The following is a 17957-nucleotide window of genomic DNA, read 5'->3' as shown; positions in this document are numbered from 1 at the left end:
GCACCGATGAGCGAGGAGCCGATCGAGCACGGCGTCCCCGGTCCGCCGAAGAATCTGGCGACGGGTCTGATCAAGGCACTCCGCCCGCGCCAGTGGGTGAAGAACGTCCTGGTCTTGGCGGCGCCGCTGGCGGCCGGAACCGAGGTCCTCAAGGATTCGGACCGGATGCTGAACGTCGGCATCGCGTTCATCTCGTTCTGCCTGGTCGCGTCGTCGATCTACCTCATCAACGACGCTCTCGACGTGGAAGCCGACCGCAACCACCCCACCAAGCGCTTCCGGCCCATCGCGGCGGGCGTGGTGCCGCGCAACCTCGCCTTCGTGCTCGCCGTGGTGCTGGCCGCCGGATCGATCGGCATCGCGTTCATCGCCAACTGGCAGACGGCCGTGACGATCGCGGTGTACCTGGGCGTGCAACTCGGTTACTGCTTCGGGCTCAAGCACCAGGCCGTCGTCGACATCTGCATCGTGTCGTCGGGCTTCCTGCTGCGCGCCATCGCCGGTGGCGTGGCCGCCGAGATCGACCTGTCCAAGTGGTTCCTGCTGGTGATGGCCTTCGGTTCGCTGTTCATGGCCGCGGGCAAGCGCTACGCCGAGTTGCAGCTGGCCGAGCGCACCGGGGCCAAGATCCGCAAGTCGCTCGAGTACTACACCACTACGTACCTGCGGTTCGTGTGGACGCTCTCGGCCACCGCCGTCGTCCTCTGCTACGGACTGTGGGCCTTCGACGGCATCCACTCGCAGAACGTCTATTACGCCATCTCGATGGTGCCGTTCACCGTCGCGATCCTCCGCTACGCCGTCGACGTCGACGGCGGCCAGGCCGGCGAGCCGGAGGACATCGCGCTCGGCGATCGGGTGCTGCAGTTCCTTGCGGTGGCGTGGGTCGTGCTGGTGGGTGTTGCGGTCTATGTCCCGCTCTGATGAGTCCCGGTCCGATGATCCGACGACGGTGATCCCGGTCGTCTCCGACGACCCCGATGGCCCGGAGGCCCTCGACGAGCCCCGCGACGGCGGACGGCCCGGGAACCGCGGCGACCGGCGCAGGCTGATCGCACCGATCGCCAGCTTCTCGATCGGAGCCCTCGCCGTCACCGTGCTGTTCGCGATCGGTGCGTGGCAGCGCCGCTGGATCGCCGACGACGGCCTCATCGTCCTGCGCACCGTGCGCAACCTCCTCGCGGGCAACGGACCGGTCTTCAACGCCGGTGAACGGGTGGAGGCCAACACCTCCACCGCGTGGACCTACCTGATCTGGTTCTGGAGCTGGGTGACCGGTGCCGAACACACCGAGTACGTCGCGCTCTGGGTGGCGCTGGTGCTGTCGGTGGCCGCGCTGCCGCTCGCCATGTACGGCACGGCGCGCCTGTACGGTCGCCGGGCGCTCGGGCCGGGGCTCACGCTGCTGCTGCCGTTGGGCGCGATCGTGTACATCGTGATTCCGCCCGCGCGCGACTTCGCCACGTCCGGCCTCGAGAACGGTCTGGTGATCTTCTGGATCGCCGCGCTGTGGTGCCAGTTCCTCGCCTGGGGCCGGCGTGACCCGGACGACGGGAGCCGGCGGTCGCGGATCGCCTTCCTGCTCCTGGCTTTCACCGCGGGCATGGCGCCGCTGATCCGTCCGGAGATCACGGTCTTCGGCGGACTGGTCCTGCTGGTGCTGTTCGTCTCGCGGATCGGCTGGCGCATGCGTGTGGCGATGGTGGTGGTCGCGGGAGCCGTCCCGATCGGCTATCAGATCTTCCGCATGGGCTACTACGCCGTCCTGGTGCCGAATCCGGCGATCGCGAAGGATGCGAGCGGGTCCAAGTGGAAGCAGGGCTTCGCCTACCTGGACAACCTGTTCACCCCGTACACCCTGTTGCTGCCGGTGATCGTCGCGATCGGGGCGGGCGTACTGCTCGCCGTCGGCGCGTACCTGACTCGCCGCGAGGCTCCTCGGGCGGCGTCTGCCGTCTCGGCGGCCCCCGCCGACGATGCCGATGCGCCGGAGATCCTCGGGGCGCCGCCGGTCCCGCCGATGCAGCGGCTCCGTCGCACGTGGTCGTCGGCCGTCGACCACGTGCAGTCCCAGAACGCCGTCGTCGTCACGACGCTGGTGGCCGGGCTGATCCTCGGCCTGTACTGGATTCGGCAGGGCGGGGACTTCATGCACGGCCGCGTCCTGCTGGCGCCGCTGTTCATTCTGCTGCTGCCGGTGATGGTGATCCCGGTGACGATTCCCGCCTCGCTCTCCAGCGCGCGGTCGCGGTACCAGCTCGGCGCCGGGCTGCTGCTGCTCGGCGGCGTCGTCACCACCGTGTGGTGGGGGGTGGCGGTCAATCAGACCGTGCTGCCCAACGCCGGTATGGACATCGGCCGCGACGGCATCGTCGACGAGCGTCGCTTCTATGTGACGAACATGGGCAACGAGAACCCGGTCACCGCAGAGGACTACCTCGAGTATCCGCGGATGCGCGCGATGGTCGAGAAGATCCGGCAGACCGAGGCCGCCGGAGGCGGGGTGATCCTCCCGTCGGCGAACTTCGACGAGTGGTACGTGGCTCCGCTGCCCGAGCACTTGAAGCCCGGGATCCCCAGACAGACCACGGTGTACTTCCTCAACCTCGGCATGACGAGCATGAACGCTCCGCTCGACGTCCGGGTGGTGGACCAGATGGGCCTGGCGTATCCGTTGGCGGCGCACACGCCGCGGCTGACCGACGGGCGCATCGGGCACGACAAGCATCTGCCGACCGAGTGGGTGGTCGCCGAGAGCGGAAGCGTCTCGGGTTTCCCGGCGTTCATCGACCGGGACGAGGTGAAGATGGCCCGCGTGGCACTGACCTGCCCGATGACCGAAGCGCGATTCGCCTCGTACAAGGGCACCTGGACATTCGCCCGATTCCGGCACAACCTGCGGCAGGCCGCAGAGTTCAATTCCTACCGGATCGCCCGCGAACCGAAATACGAGATCGAGCGGTGCGGCTTGGCGATGCCCAAGGGGCTGACCTCGGATAACTGAGAGCCGCCTCAGGTGAAGCTGAGACGGACATGTGTCAGATAGCTCTCACCGATTGGCGGGCCAGATATCGAAACGGTAACGTCCTTGCTCGGTTGCACGATAGAAACGGCGTGGCCGCAACGAGGGGTGAAGGCCCCCGGAGCGGCTGTGCACAAGTCGACTGACCAGGCGATGTGATTGCGATCACAGGGTTTGGTGAGGGTGGGAGAGTCGAATAGGCTCGCTCTATCCAGTTGCAGATGTGACTTTTGTGACGTCAACGACGGTGCCCACGCGTGCCGAAGAGGTTCACAGGTGGTCTCAGGACCGCCGGTGAGTGCAAAGCAGAGTTAGGGAGAATGCAGTCAATGCGCGTAGCTAAGAGCAAACCGCAGGCCGGCCATCGCCGGTTCACCGCGGTCCTCGTCGCAGTGCTCACTGCCATGGGGCTGATGGGTACCGCCATCGGAGCGGGTCAGGCGAGCGCCGCGTCGTACGCGGGGTTCTGGATCGACGCCTGTGGCATGCCGACCAACGGCGCCTTCGGCAACAAGTCGATGGCCCCCGGTCAGGTGAAGGTGCAGGCCTGGCGCAAGCCCGGCAACACCCGCACGGTGATCTTGCTGGACGGAATGCGTGCGCGCTACGACCGCAGCGGCTGGGACATCGAGACCAACGCCCGCGCGATGGCCGATCGCGGCGTCAACGTCGTCATGCCGGTGGGCGGTCCCGCCAGCTTCTACACCGACTGGGATGCGCCGTCGAACTTCAACGGCCAGCGCAAGGCGTACAAGTGGGGCTGCGTGCTCGACAAGCGCCTCGTCCCGGCTCTGCGCAGCAAGGGCTTCGCGAGCAAGGGCGGCAAGTACGCCATCATGGGTCTGTCGATGGGCGGCGGTGCCGCGCTGACGCACGCCGCGCAGCGTCGTGACCTCTACTACGCGGCCGGCTCGCTGTCGGGCTACCTGACGCTGTCGGCGCCGGGCATGCGCACCGCGCTCCGTCTGGCCATGCTGGACGTGGAGCCGCAGCCGTGGAACGTCGACGCGATGTGGGGTCCGCCGTGGAGCCCGCGTTGGACGCAGAACGATCCGTTCATGCTCATCAACCGCATGCACGGCCTCAAGATCTTCGTCGGCTCGGGTAACGGTCTGTTCGGCCGCTACAACTACCCGCAGAACACCTTCGACGACCTGTTCAAGGGCACGCCGCTCGAGCTCCTGGCGTTCGCGCAGGCCAAGGCCTTCGAGGCTGCGGCCTTCGTCCAGGGAGTCCCGGTGATGTCGTACTCCGCCAACGGCACCCACGCCTGGGGCTACTGGAGCGACATGCTGTGGAACGCCAAGGCCCGGGGATTCTTCAACTGATCCCACTGGCCGCGCGCTAGAGCACATCTCGCCTGAGCCGCGACATCGCATCCGCGATGTCGCGGCTCAGTCCGTAGTCGGGCCGACTGTGCCGGGCGGGGGCCGGGCGGGGCTGGTTCGGTCGCGTCATTCCGGGACGTCTTAGACACTTCAGTCACATAATTCACACGAGTCACAGCGTGGCGCGCACCGAACTGAGGATTTCCCGTGTAAAAACACGGGAGACGCCCGGTGTCGCGTGGGCGCGAGAAGGCACGGCCGGGGACTTGTGAGGAGTACGCAGTGAAGATCTGGACCAAGACGACGACCGCGAGACGAGGCGCGGCGAGTCTCGCCGTGGCCGTATCGATGGTCGCCGCCGGTGCGGGGCCCGCGTTCGCCGATCCGGCGCCCCAGCCGCCGCAGCAGGCGCCCGCCAAGCCGGCTCCCAAGCCCGCGCCCAAGCCGGGCGCCGACAAGCCCGCCCCCGCCAAGCCGGGCGCGAAGCCGGACGCCAAAACCGGCGACAAGCCGGGAGCCAAGCCCGCTCCGGCCAAGCCGGCACCGCCGGCCGTGGTCACCAAGACGTACTGGTACAGCTCGCACCGCGTGGCGCTGTGGGTGCACTCGCCCGCGATGAACACCGACATCCAGGTTCAGATCCTCCTGGCCCGCGACTGGTTCTCGAACCCGGGCGCCAAGTTCCCTCAGCTGACCATGCTGGACGGACTGCGGGCGCAGGACGACCAGAGCGGTTGGCTCATCAACACCAACGCCGAACAGTTCTATCAGGACAAGAACGTCAACGTGATCATGCCGGTCGGCGGAGAGTCGAGCTTCTACACCGACTGGAAGGAACCCGACCGCGGTAAGAACTACCAGTGGGAGACCTTCCTGATCCACGAGCTGCCGCCGATCCTCGAGGGACAGTGGCGATCCACCGACGTGCGCGGCATCGAAGGTCTGTCGATGGGCGGTTCGGCGGCGATGATGCTCGCTGCCCGCAACCCCGGCTTCTACCGGTTCGCGGCGTCCTTCTCGGGCATTCTCCAGCTGTCGTCGTACGGAATGCCGCAGGCCGTCCAGTTCGCCCTGCGCGACGGCGGCGGCTACGACTCGATGAAGATGTTCGGACCGCCGAGCGACCCGGCTTGGAAGGAGCACGACCCGTACGTGCTCGCATCCAAGCTGCGGGGCACCAGCCTGTACATCTCGTCGGGCAACGGCGTGGTGGGCCCCCACGACAAGCCCTCCGACATCCCGCTGTTGGCGACCAACTACTCCGGCGTGGGCCTGGAGGTCCTCTCTCGGGTCACCAGCCAGCAGTTCGCCTCCCGCCTCAACAAGCTGGGCATCCCGGGGCAGGCCGTCTACCGGCCGTCGGGTACGCACACCTGGCCCTACTGGGAGTTCGAAATGGCACAGGCGTGGCCGCAGGCCGCGAGCGCGCTGGGACTCAGCGGCGACAAGGTGGCGTGCCAGGTGGGCGACGCCTTCAAGAAGGCGCCGCAGGTCAAGGATCTCGGCGGCTGCCTCACCCCGCAGTACCCGGTGCCCGGAGGCAGTGCCCAGGACTTCCGCAACGGACGCATCTTCACCGGACCCAAGGGACCGAAGGTGGTCGGCGGCGCGATCGGCGGCGCGTACGTGCCCGCCGCGGACCGGTTGGGACTGCCGACCAGCGACGAGCAGACCGGCCGCGACGGCGTCAAGTTCAACACCTTCGAACGCGGCAAGATCACCTGGACTCCGCAGGGCGGTACCCGGGTCGAGTGACCCGCACCACCACTGCCTGAGTTTCGTCTGAGGAATTGCCATGTCTTCGCAGGTGAACCCCTTTGCGCGGCGGGTCGGGCCGCTCGACGGCGGTAGGCTTGCCGTCATGACTGCCAAGTACCTCCGGCTCGCCGTCGCGGCGGGAGCGCTCGCCGTCGCGGTCGGCGCGCTCACCGCGTGCAGCGATTCGTCGACCGCGAGCGCCCCCATCGGCACCGCGCCAGTCACCACCACCACGATGCCCGGATCGGATTCGAGCAAGGCGTCCGCATCGGCTGAGGCGTCCAAGCAGGCCGAGAGCGGGGCGTCGAAGGCCGCCGTGTCGCCGCCCGAGACCAAGCCGAACTCGTCCACCACTCCGCCGGGCAACTTCCCGGGCGGATCACCGCCGCCGAGCGGCATCAAGCTGAGCGACAAGGACAAGGCGTATCTGACGGATCTGAAGAAGCAGAACGTCTCGTTCATGGGCGACGACGACAACAACGTGGCGCTGACCATGGGTCACTACGTGTGCGACGCGAAGTCGCAGAAGGCCGATCCCATGCTGGTGAAGGCGTACGTGCGTGCCGCGATCGGCCCGATGACCAAGAGTGACGCCGAGGCGAACACGAAGTCCGACAAGGTGATCACCGCGGCAGAGAAGAACCTGTGCTGAAGCGCCGCCGAATCGGGCGGCTGCTGCTGATCGTGCTCGTCCTCGCGATCGTCGCTGCGCTGCTGATCGGATTCCTGATCTATCAGTGGCTCAAGCCGCCGCCCCCTCCGCCGGGGCCCGGGCAGCCGGGCACCACCACCACGGCGCCGTCGAACCGTCCGCAGGCGCAACCGGCCGACTGTCCCGACGTGTTGACCCTGGTGATCCCGGGAACATGGGAGTCGAAGGCGGGCGACGATCCGTACCATCCCACCGCGAACCCGAAGTCGCTGATGCTGAAGGTCTCCTCGCCGCTGGAGGAGAAGTTCGATCGGTCGCGGACCGAGGTGTACACCGTGCCGTACAAGGCGCAGTTCCGAAATCCGACCAACCTGGCGGACCGTCAGGCGAGCTACGACGATTCGCGTGCTCAGGGCACCCGGCGTGCAGAGGAGAAGCTCCGCAAGACGCATGCGCACTGCCCGCTGACGCGGTACGTGCTGATGGGCTTCTCCCAGGGCGCGGTCATCACCGGCGATGTCGCGAGCGATATCGCCAACGGCCGCGGTCCCATCCCGGCGGCCGACCAGGACCTGGTCCTGGGCGTGGGGATGATCGCCGACGGCCGTCGTCAGCCGGGCGGTCAGCACGACGTGGCGCCGAGCCCGGCCGGTGTCGGCGCCGAGATCGCACTCGGCGGTTTCGGCAGCATGGTTCCCGGAACGACGCTGTCCGGCGCTCGCAGCGGCGGTTTCGGCGACCTCTCCGATCGCGTCTACTCGATCTGTGCGCCCGGCGACCTCATCTGCGATTCGCCGACCGTCAACGATTCGCTGAGTGCGATCGGCAAGCTGGCGAACGCGGCGGGCAACCCGGTGCACGCCCTGTACGCGACCACCCGGTACTGGAAGTCGAACAGCGGACAGAGCGCCACGCAGTGGATGACCGCGTGGGCCTCGAAGCTGATCTCCGGTGCGCCGCATCCCGAGCACACCTGAACCGGAGACCGGCTCCCCGAGACCCGCGCCGCCCGACAGGGGCGGTATCAGTGCCGGTCAGCTTGGGCGATGCGACTGCCTGCGATAGCCTTCTCGGGTTGGGGCCCGCGCAGCGGGCCGCAGACCTATGAGGAGAACGCTTCGTGACGACTGCCAAAGACTCGTCGACGCACACCGCCGACGGACTTCGGAAGTTCCGCTTCGGCGCGGGCGGCGAGGGCAACAAGGACGAGGGCGGCGCCCGGAAATTCGTGAAGCTCGCCCAGACCGCTGAAGAGTACGGGTACGACACCTTCGCGATACCGGATCACATGGGCAACCAGGTGGGGCCGCTCGCGGCCCTCGGTGCGCTCTCGCAGGCCACCAGCACCATCCGTCTCGCGACGTCCGTGCTGGCCAACGGTTTCCGGCATCCGGCCGTGCTGGCCAAGGAGGCCACCACCATCGACGTCCTGTCGAAGGGCCGGCTGGAGCTGGGCATCGGCTCGGGCTGGATGAAAGAGGAGTTCGACAAGGCGGGCATCGAATTCGGCACGCCCGGCGAGCGGATCCGCAGGCTCGACGAGTCGTTGACGATCCTGGACAAGCTGATGCGAGGCGAGACCGTCGACTTCGACGGCGAGTTCTACCAGATCAAGGGCCTCGAGGGGTCGCCTCGACCGCGCCAGGGGCCGCGACCGCCGATCGCGGTCGGCGGCGGAGGTCCCAAGATGCTCGCGCTCGCCGCCAAGCACGCCGACATCATCTCGGTGGCGACCGGCACCACCCGCGAGGGCAAGCTCCGGCTGTCGGACATGACGATCGAGAAGACCATCGAGCGCGTCGACCGGATCCGCGAGGCCGCCGGCGACCGGTTCGATCAGATCGAACTGAACTGGACCATCGCCACCATCGTCGTCACCGACGATCGCGTGGCCACCGCGGAGATGGCGCTCAAGGCTCTGGAGCAGGGGTATCCGCCGAACATCGCGCGCGATGTGGAGCTGACCGTCGACGACATCCTCTCGTCGCCGTACCTGGCCTTCGGCTCCTTCGAGGAGATCGCCGAGCAGATCCGTGAAGTCCGCCGCCGGACCACGATGAGCTACGTGGGAGTATTCCCGACGCAGATGGACGCGTTCGCGCCTGTCATCCCGCTTCTGCGGGGAGAGTAAACTGACCGAGGTTTTCGTACGTTCGGGGGGCTGGGCACCGTGGTGCCACGGGGGGACGCGTGCGGATCAATTGACCCAAGGCCGTGCAAGAGTGCGGGTAACAGGAGTTAACGGATGCTGAATACCGAGTTCGAGCAGTTCCTCGACGAGACCGGCAACCTCCATTTCGAGGACGACGTGACGCTGGTCGACTATGTCGAGCGCAACGTTCGGGAACAGGCCGACACCCTGGCCTACCGCTTCCTCGATTTCAGCCGGGAGCGGGACGGTGAGCGCATCGACCTCACCTGGGCGCAGTTCGGCAAGCGTCTGCGCGCCGTCGCCGCGCGGCTGCAGCAGGTGACGCAGCCGGGTGACCGGGTCGCGATCCTCGCGCCGCAGTCGCTGGAGTACGTGATCGGCTTCTTCGCCTCGCTGTACGCGAGCAACATCGCCGTGCCGTTGTTCAGTCCCGACGAGCCCGGCCACACCGACCGGCTGATCGGTGTCCTCGAGGACTGCAAGCCCTCGGCGATCCTCACCTCGACGAAATCGGCCGAGGCGGTGCGCGACTTCTTCGCCGACCGTCCGGCCAAGGAGCGCCCCCGCGTGATCGCGGTGGACGCGGTTCCCGACTCGGTGGGCGCCTCCTGGGTGCCGCCGGTGGCCGACCGGAACAGCCTCGACTCGGTCGCCTACCTGCAGTACACCTCCGGCTCGACCCGCGTGCCCGCCGGCGTGGAGATCACCTACCGGGCGGTGGCAGCGAACTGTCTGCAGATCTACGACACCATCGAGATCGACCGCAACGCCCGCGGCGTCACCTGGTTGCCGCTGTTCCACGACATGGGTCTGCTCACCGTGATCCTGCCCGCGCTGGGCGGCCGCTACGTCACGATCATGAGCCCGATGGCTTTCGTGCGCCGCCCGGGCCGCTGGATCCGCGAGCTGGCGGCGGTCGACGACCACGCCCCGACCTACGCCGCGGCCCCCAACTTCGCCTACGAGCACGCGGCGCTGCGCGGTCTGCCCCACGAGGGCGAGACGCTCGACCTGTCGAACGTGATCGGCCTGATCAACGGTTCCGAACCGGTCACCGTCAGTTCGATGCGCAAGTTCAACGAGGCCTTCGCGCCGTACGGGCTCTCGCCCAAGGCGATCAAACCCTGCTACGGCATGGCCGAGGCCACGCTGTTCGTCTCCGCCACCCAGCGCGACAACGAGGCGCTCGTCCGGTACGTCGACCGCGAGAAGCTCAATCAGGGCGAATTCGTGCCGGTCGACCCGGAGGCCGAGGGCGCCGTGGCGCAGGTCTCGTGCGGTCAGGTGGCGCTGAGCCAGTGGGCCGCCATCGTCGACCCGGAGACGGGCGAGGAGCAGGCCGACGGGCGGGTCGGTGAGATCTGGCTGAACGGACTGAACATCGGCGAGGGCTACTGGAACAAGGACGAGGAGACCGTCGAGACCTTCCACAACCGGCTGGCCAAGCGGCTCGAGAGCGGCAGCCACGCCGAGGGCGCACCCGACAACGACCGCTGGATGCGGACCGGCGACTTCGGCGTCTGGTACGAGGGCGACCTGTACATCACCGGGCGAGTCAAGGACCTGGTGATCGTCGACGGCCGCAACCACTACCCGCAGGATCTCGAAGCGAGCGCCCAGGAGGCGAGCGTCGCGATCCGTCCGGGCTTCGTCGCCGCATTCGCGGTGCCGGCCAACCAGTTGCCCGACGAGGTCTTCGAGGGCGGTTTCAGCGGACTCACCCGCGATCCCGACGACTCGTCCGAGCAGTTGGTGATCGTCGCCGAGCGTCCCGGACGCAAAGCCGACCCGCAGGAAGTGGCCGACGCCGTACGCGCGACCATCGCCGGCAGGCACGGCGTGATGGCCCGCGACGTGCTGCTGGTCCCGAACGGTTCCATTCCGCGTACGTCCAGCGGCAAGATCGCACGCCGCGCCACCAAGGCCGCGTACATCGACGGAACCCTGCGCGGCGGGTACCAGCAGACCGCGTTCCCCGACGCCGACGCATGAGACGGCGACCGGCCCGGTATGTCACGCCGTGACATACCGGGCCTTTTGCTGAGTAACGAAATGATTAACGCCACCGGTAGGCTGAATACGATGTCTGAAACTGAGAACACCGCGCCGTCTGACAGCACTGCGCCCTCCGACACCACTGGGCCCACCGAGCGCACCGGGCCCTCCGAGAGCACTGAGTCCCCGGCAGGCCGCGCCGTCTCGAACGGCGAGACCGTCGGCGACCTGACCGTCGACGAACTGCGCGACTGGCTCCGCAACTGGGTGTCGCGGGCCACGGGTGTGGCCGTCGAGCAGATCTCCGACGACCGCCCGATGGAGGAGTTCGGACTGGCCTCGCGGGACGCCGTCGCGCTCGCGGCCGACGTCGAGGACTTCACCGGGGTCATCCTCACCGCGACCGCCGCGTACAACCACCCGACGATCGCGTCGCTGGCCAAGCGGATCATCGAAGGCGATCCCGACGAGGGACTCGACGTCGAGGCCGACCGGTTCTGGGAGCGTGAGCGATCGGCCGACGACGATATCGCCATCGTCGGCCTGGCCACCCGGTTCCCCAAGGCGGGCACCACCCCGGAGTCGACGTGGGAGGCGCTGATCAGCGGCGTCGACGGCATCACCGATCTGCCGGACGACCGGTGGCTCGAGTTCAAGGCCGACCCGCGACTGGCCGAGGCCATCGAGAAGGGCAACGTCCGCGGCGGCTACCTGGACGACGTGACGGGCTTCGACGCCGACTTCTTCCAGATGAGCCCGCGCGAGGTGGAGAACGTCGACCCGCAGCAGCGGCTCGCACTGGAGCTGACGTGGGAGGCGCTGGAGCACGCGCACATCCCGCCGAGTGACCTGCGCGGTGGCCAGGTGGGCGTCTTCATGGGCACCTCGACCAACGACTACCAGTTGCTGGCGACCCTCGGGCTCGGCGAAGGCGCATCGGAGACGGCCGCGTACGCGCTGACCGGTACGGCGACGTCGATCATCGCGAACCGAGTGTCGTACTTCTTCGACTTCCACGGCCCGTCGCTCGCCATCGACACGGCGTGCTCGTCGTCGCTGGTCGCCGTTCACGAGGGCGTGCGCAGCCTGCGGAACGGTGATTCGGATGTCGTCATCGCCGGCGGCGTCAACATGCTCATCACCCCGGCCGCGACGCTCGGCTTCGACCAGATCGGCGCACAGGCGCCGGACGGTCGGATCAAGGCCTTCTCCTCGGACGCCAACGGCATGATCCGCGCCGAGGGCGGCGGCGTCTTCGTCCTCAAGCGGATGGCCGACGCCCGCCGCGACGGCGACACCGTTCTCGCGGTGATCGCCGGTTCCGCGGTCAACTCCGACGGACGCTCGAACGGCATCTTCGCGCCGAATCCCGAAGCCCAGGTGGAGGTGCTGCGATCGGCGTACGCCGACGCCGCCATCGACCCGCGCACCGTCGACTACGTCGAGGCGCACGGCACCGGAACCGTGCTCGGCGACCCGATCGAGGCCGATGCGCTCGGCCGCGTGGTCGGTCGCGGCCGCAGCGGCGACGCGCCGATGCTGCTCGGCTCGGCCAAGACCAACTTCGGTCACATGGAGTCGGCGGCGGGCGCCGGTGCGCTCGCCAAGGTGGTGCTCTCGCTTCAGAACGACAAACTCCCCGCTTCGCTGAACTACGCAGGACCCAACCCGTACATCCAGTTCGAGGCCACCAACCTCCGGGTGATCACCGAACCGACCGAGTGGCCGCGGTACTCCGGGCACGCCGTCTCCGGTGTCTCCGGATTCGGTTTCGGCGGAACCAACGCGCACGTCGTGGTCCGCGAGGTGCTGCCGTCCGACTTCGAAGACCGCGCGGCCTCGCCCGCCGACGCCGACGCCGCCGCCGGGGTCCCGGTGCCCGACGATCTCGACGACGACGACTTCCTCACCGAGGCCGAGCGGGCGGTGCTCGCGGCTCAGGCCAAGCGTGAGCCGGTCGCCGCGGAAGCACCCGAGGCCGATCCGGCGGAGGGCTTCGCGCCGGCCGCCGTCCCCGGCGCTGTAGTGCCCCTGGTGATCTCCGGTTTTCTGGCCTCGCGCCGGCGCAAGGCCGCCGCGGAGCTGGTCGAGTGGCTGGAGTCGGACGAGGGCAGGCAGACGCCGCTGGCGGAGATCGGCCGTGCCCTGGCTCACCGCAACCACGGCCGCACGCGCTCGGTGGTGATGGCTCGTACGTACGAGGACGCGGTCAAGGGCATGCGCGCGGTCGCCGAAGGCAAGTCGCTGCCCTTCGTCTACACCTGCGACTCTCCCGACGCCGCGTCCGCGGTGTGGTTGCTCTCCGGTTTCGGCTCGCAGCATCGCAAGATGGCCAAGCAGCTGTACACCGAGAACCCGGTGTTCGCGAAGTACGCCGACCGCGTCGACGCCTACATCCAGCGGGAGCTGGGGTATTCGATGGTCGAGATCTTCCTCGACGATGCGCGGACGTACGAGATCGAGACCGCGCAGATCGGCATCTACACGATCCAGGTGGCGCTGGCCGACACGATGCGCCACTACGGCGCCGAGCCCGGCGTCCTTGTTCCGCACTCGATGGGCGAGGCGTCGGCCGCCTACATCAGCGGCGGACTGTCGCTGGAGGACGCCACGCGGGTGATCTGCCAGCGTTCGCGCTTGATGGGCGAGGGCGAGGCGATGCTGACCGGCGACGCGGTGCGCTTCATGGCGTTGGTCGAGTACAGCGCGGAAGACATCAACGACGTCCTCGTGGACTACCCGGACCTCGAGATCTGCGTCTACGCGGCTCCCACGCACACGGTGATCGGCGGTCCGGGACCACAGGTGGACGCGATCGTGGCGCGTGCCGAGGCCGAGGGCAAGCTGGGCCGCAAGCTGCAGACCAAGGGCGCGAGCCACACCTCGCAGATGGACCCGCTGCTCGGTGAACTCTCCTACGAGATCACCGGCATCGAGCCGCAGCCGTTGAAGTACGGCGTCTACAGCTCGGTGGACCGCGAGACCTTCTACCGTCCGGGCACCCCCGACGTGTTCACGATCGACTACTACCTCAAGGGCCTGCGCCACAGTGTGTGGTTCGCCCAGGCGATCGCGAAGTCGGTGGAGGCCGGGCACCGCACGTTCGTCGAACTCTCGCCGAATCCCGCCGTCCTGATCTCGGTGGCTGCCACCACGTTCGGCGCCGGGGTGCACGACGCGGAGCTGATCGAGACGCTGCGCCGCAAGGAGGACGAGAGCTACGGGCTCGTCAACGCGCTGATGAAGCTGTACGTCCACGGGCATCCGGTGGATGTGGCGGCGCTGTTCGGCACCGGACCGGATCAGCGGTTCGCGAACATTCCGCGAACGCGGTTCGAGCGCAAGCCGTATTGGATCGATGCAGTGATCTCCGGTGGCTCGGGTGCCGGTTCGGTGCCGGGCGCGCACGTCGCGCTGCCCGACGGCAGGCACGCCTGGGAGGTCAACGCCGCGGCGGTCACCGATCCGCGGGAGCTGGTGCTCGCCGCGGCGAAGCAGGTGCTCGGTTCCGGCGCCGCGGTGGCGGCAGTCGAGTCGCTCGGTGATTTCCCGACCGACGGCACGGTCACGACCACGCTCACCGGCCACCCGGGTGGCGCGGCGATCAGTGTGCACGCCGGTCCGCAGGGCGGATTCGCGCTGCTCTACCAGGCCGCGGTGACCGGCGGCACGGTGCGCGAGCCGGTGCCGTCCGCGACCGGCGCGGACGCGCAGACGCCTGCCGAGGCCGCGAAGGCCTCCGGCTTCGTCGACGAGAAGGTGGTCGTCGAGGACGAGGTCGTCGACGTGATCGGCGACCGGTGGAGCCCGGACTCCGGAGAGAGCGTGGGCGACCGCCTCGCGGTCATCGTCGGCGAGTCGATGGGCTACGACCCCGAGGACCTGCCGCGGGAGATCCCCCTCATCGAACTGGGCCTCGACTCCCTGATGGCGGTTCGCATCAAGAACCGCGTCGAGTACGAGTTCGAGATCCCGCAGCTGCAGCTGCAGGCGATGCGACAGGCTGATCTGTCGGACGTCGAGAAGTTCGTCGCCTTCGCGGTCACCCACCGCGATCAGCTCGACGACCTGGAGAAGGCCACCGGCGGCGGAGAACTCGACACCGCCGCGCTGAACGCCTACATCGATGCGGAACTGGCCAAGGATGCTTTGAAGGGACAGGCGCCCGATGCGCCGGAGCCTGCAAAGCAGGTCGAGCCCGTTGAGCCGACGACGAGCGCGAGCGAGGAGTCGAGTCGGAGCCAGGTGAGCGAAGCGCCCAAGATGGCCGAGACCGCCACCGACACCCCGCCCGCACAGGCTCCCACCATCACCGACCAGGCGTCGGTGGCGGAGGCTTCGGGCACCGATGTGCCGCCGCGCGATGCTGCCGAACGCCTGACCTACGGTGCGTACGCGGTGGTGACCGGCAAGTCGGCCGGTGGCGTCTTCAACAAGCTGCCGGTGCTCGACGACGAGACCGCGGAGAAGCTCACCGAGCGGCTGAACGAGCGCACCGGAGGCGAGATCGACGTCGAGGACGTCCTCGATTCGGAGACGATCGAGGAGCTCTCGAACTACGTTCGTCAGCACATGGAGGCGTCTGCCGACATCGACGGCTTCGTGCGGTTCCTGCGTGTCCCGAAGAATTCCGACGGCACGCCGAAGCACACGTTCGACACCGCCGCGGGCGACCCGACGCCGATGCTGGTGTTCCACCCCGCGGGCGGCAACACCTCGGCCTACGAGGCACTGCTCAAGCGGCTGCCGGACGACCAGCCGGTGATCGGCTTCGACCGAGTCGAGGGCACCATCGAAGAGCGGGTACGTCAGTACATGCCGCGCCTGCGCGAGGTGCAGCCGCACGGTCCGTACGTGCTGGTGGGCTGGTCTCTGGGCGGGGCGCTGGCCTATGGCGCTGCACAGCTGCTCCGCGAGGAGGGCGAGGAGATCGCCTTCGTCGGACTGATCGATGTGGTGCGCCCGACCCGGGACGTGCCCGACACCCCGGAGAACAAGCGAGCGCGGCTGGAGCGTTGGAAGGCGTTCGCGATCAAGACTTACGGGCTCGACGAGGACGTGCCGATCCCGATGGACCGGCTCGTCGCCGCCGACGACAACGAGCAGTTCGCGATCATCACCGAGATGATGTCGATGTCGGGGACCAAGATTCCGGGCGGGATCATCGAGCATCAGCGGACGTCGTTCCTCGACAACCGTGCGCTCACCGAGATCGATCCCACTCCGTACGACGGCAAGGTGGTGCTCTACCGCGCGGACAAGATGCACGACGGAGCCATCGAACTCGAGCCGCAGTGGGCCGAGATCGATGAGGACGGGCGCTGGGGCGAGGTGGTGGACGATCTGGAGATCATTCACATCGGCGGCGACCACCTGGCCATCGTGGATGAGCCCTACGTCGCGAAGGTCGCAGCCGACCTGGCCCGCCGCATGGCAGATATCAGTACCGAGAAGTGACGGAAAGGGCACACGTAGTGACTGACACGACTGCTGCCAAGCTCGCCGATCTGCGCGAGAAGCTCGAACTGGCGAAGGAACCCGGGGGCGAGAAGGCGATCGCCAAGCGCGCCAAGAAGGGCATCCTGTCGCCGCGCGCACGGCTGGAGTTGCTGTTCGACCCGGGGACCTTCGTGGAGGTCGGTGCGCTCGCCAAGATGCCGGGAGCCGGGGAGACCGGTTACGGCGACGGCGTGGTGACCGGTCACGGGCTGGTCCACGGACGGCCGGTGGCCGCCTTCAGTCACGACCAGACCGTGATGGGCGGCACCGTCGGTGAGATGTTCGGCCGCAAGGTGTCGGCGCTGATGGAGTGGGCGGGCAAGCTCGGTTGCCCGATGGTCGGTATCAACGACTCGGCCGGCGCCCGCATTCAGGACGCCGTCACATCGCTGGCCTGGTACGCCGAGATGGGACGCCGCAACGACCTGCTGTCGGGTCTGGCGCCGCAGGTCTCGGTGATCCTCGGCAAATGCGCGGGCGGCGCGGTGTACACGCCTGCCAACACCGACATCCTGGTGGCAGTCGAGGACAAGAGCTACATGTTCGTCACCGGGCCCGACGTCATCAAGCAGACCACGGGTGAGGAGATCTCGGCCGAAGACCTCGGCAGCGCCCACAACCAGGCGCGGTGGGGCAACATCCACCACATCGCACCGGATGAGGCGGCGGCATTCGAGTGGGTCCGCGAGTACCTGCAGTACATGCCGTCGAGCGCACACGAGGAGCCGCCGATCATCAACCCGGGTCTGGAGCCGGAGATCACGGAGTCGGACCTCAGCCTCAACACGTTCATGCCCGACAACGACAATGCCGGCTACGACATGCGGGACATCATCATCCGACTGTTCGACGACGGCGCCTTCCACGAGGTCGGGGAGTTGTTCGCCCCGAACATCCTCACCGGCTACGCGCGAGTGGACGGTCGGAGCGTCGGCGTGGTCGCCAATCAGCCGAGCGTCATGGCGGGAACCCTCGACACTGACTCGGCGGAGAAGGCGACGCGCTTCGTCCGGATCTGCAATGCCTACAACATCCCGCTGATCTTCCTCGTCGACACCCCCGGCATCCTGCCGGGCCTGGTGGAGGAGCAGAAGGGGACCATCCGGCGGTCGGGCAAGTTCCTCTACGCCTACGTGGAGGCCGACGTTCCGAAGATCACCGTGGTCTTGCGCAAGGCCTACGGCGGCGCGTATGCGGTGATGGGCTCCAAGCAGCTGGGCGCCGACATCAACTTCGCTTGGCCGACGGCCAAGATCGCCGTCATGGGTGCGGAGTCGGCAGCGGCCGTGCTGACCCGCAAGCAGACCGAGGGTCTGTCGGCCAACGACGCCGACAAGGTCCGGCAGGACTTCATCGCCTTCTACAACGCGATGATGGCGACCCCGTACCTCGCCGCGGAGAAGGGGTACGTCGACGCGGTTATCGAACCCGCGCAGACTCGACTCCAACTCCGCAAGGCGCTGGCACAGCTGCGCGACAAGCAGGTGCTGCGGAACCCGCGCAAGCACTACTTGATGCCGATCTAGCGATCGGTATCCTTCCGGCCGCGGC

General features: G+C 67.9%; 10 protein-coding genes. All 10 read left to right on the top strand.

Annotated features, from left to right (window positions below; genetic code table 11):
• Positions 1-6 precede the first annotated feature (6 nt).
• The 10 genes from GSI01S_RS13465 to GSI01S_RS13420 all read left to right on the top strand — a co-directional run bounded on the left by GSI01S_RS13465 (position 7) and on the right by GSI01S_RS13420 (position 17932).
• Positions 7-924 carry a decaprenyl-phosphate phosphoribosyltransferase gene (locus tag GSI01S_RS13465; RefSeq protein WP_006897130.1) on the top strand — a complete coding sequence of 306 codons (918 nt, stop codon included), beginning with the start codon at positions 7-9 and terminating at the stop codon, positions 922-924.
• Positions 911-3004, top strand: coding sequence for an arabinofuranosyltransferase AftB family protein (locus GSI01S_RS13460; RefSeq protein ID WP_051999663.1), 2094 nt, complete (start codon positions 911-913; stop codon positions 3002-3004). Before GSI01S_RS13465 ends, GSI01S_RS13460 begins: the two co-directional genes overlap by 14 nt.
• A gap of 347 nt (positions 3005-3351) precedes the next feature.
• Entirely contained in the window at positions 3352-4350 is a 999-nt protein-coding gene (locus GSI01S_RS13455; protein WP_006897128.1) for an alpha/beta hydrolase, read from the top strand.
• 282 nt (positions 4351-4632) lie between these two features.
• Positions 4633-6105 (top strand): alpha/beta hydrolase-fold protein, encoded by a 1473-nt coding sequence (locus GSI01S_RS13450; RefSeq protein ID WP_006897127.1) that lies wholly within the window; start codon positions 4633-4635, stop codon positions 6103-6105.
• Between the two features lie 106 nt (positions 6106-6211).
• A complete protein-coding gene (locus GSI01S_RS13445; protein ID WP_039867708.1) occupies positions 6212-6760 on the top strand; it encodes a DUF732 domain-containing protein in 549 nt (182 codons plus the stop codon).
• Positions 6754-7737, top strand: a complete 984-nt coding sequence (locus tag GSI01S_RS13440; RefSeq protein WP_006897125.1) for a cutinase family protein — start codon at positions 6754-6756, stop codon at positions 7735-7737. Before GSI01S_RS13445 ends, GSI01S_RS13440 begins: the two co-directional genes overlap by 7 nt.
• A gap of 143 nt (positions 7738-7880) precedes the next feature.
• Positions 7881-8891 (top strand): LLM class F420-dependent oxidoreductase, encoded by a 1011-nt coding sequence (locus GSI01S_RS13435; RefSeq protein ID WP_006897124.1) that lies wholly within the window; start codon positions 7881-7883, stop codon positions 8889-8891.
• A gap of 114 nt (positions 8892-9005) precedes the next feature.
• Positions 9006-10904 (top strand): long-chain-fatty-acid--AMP ligase FadD32, encoded by a 1899-nt coding sequence (gene fadD32, locus GSI01S_RS13430; RefSeq protein WP_006897123.1) that lies wholly within the window; start codon positions 9006-9008, stop codon positions 10902-10904.
• Positions 10905-10994: 90 nt separating this feature from the next.
• Entirely contained in the window at positions 10995-16364 is a 5370-nt protein-coding gene (gene pks13, locus GSI01S_RS13425) for a polyketide synthase Pks13 (protein ID WP_006897122.1), read from the top strand.
• Between the two features lie 17 nt (positions 16365-16381).
• Positions 16382-17932, top strand: coding sequence for an acyl-CoA carboxylase subunit beta (locus GSI01S_RS13420; protein WP_006897121.1), 1551 nt, complete (start codon positions 16382-16384; stop codon positions 17930-17932).
• Positions 17933-17957: the final 25 nt, after the last annotated feature.

The sequence above is a fragment of the Gordonia sihwensis NBRC 108236 genome (assembly GCF_000333035.1).
Taxonomy (GTDB): Bacteria; Actinomycetota; Actinomycetes; order Mycobacteriales; family Mycobacteriaceae; genus Gordonia; species Gordonia sihwensis.
This window is presented reverse-complemented; position numbering and strand designations above follow the sequence as displayed.

Coding starts and splice junctions, on each gene's coding strand:
- pks13 (WP_006897122.1), top strand. CDS start 10,995: ATGTCTGAAACTGAGAACACCGCGCCGTCTGACAGCACTGCGCCCTCC.
- fadD32 (WP_006897123.1), top strand. CDS start 9,006: ATGCTGAATACCGAGTTCGAGCAGTTCCTCGACGAGACCGGCAACCTC.
- GSI01S_RS13445 (WP_039867708.1), top strand. CDS start 6,212: ATGACTGCCAAGTACCTCCGGCTCGCCGTCGCGGCGGGAGCGCTCGCC.
- GSI01S_RS13465 (WP_006897130.1), top strand. CDS start 7: ATGAGCGAGGAGCCGATCGAGCACGGCGTCCCCGGTCCGCCGAAGAAT.
- GSI01S_RS13455 (WP_006897128.1), top strand. CDS start 3,352: ATGCGCGTAGCTAAGAGCAAACCGCAGGCCGGCCATCGCCGGTTCACC.
- GSI01S_RS13460 (WP_051999663.1), top strand. CDS start 911: ATGTCCCGCTCTGATGAGTCCCGGTCCGATGATCCGACGACGGTGATC.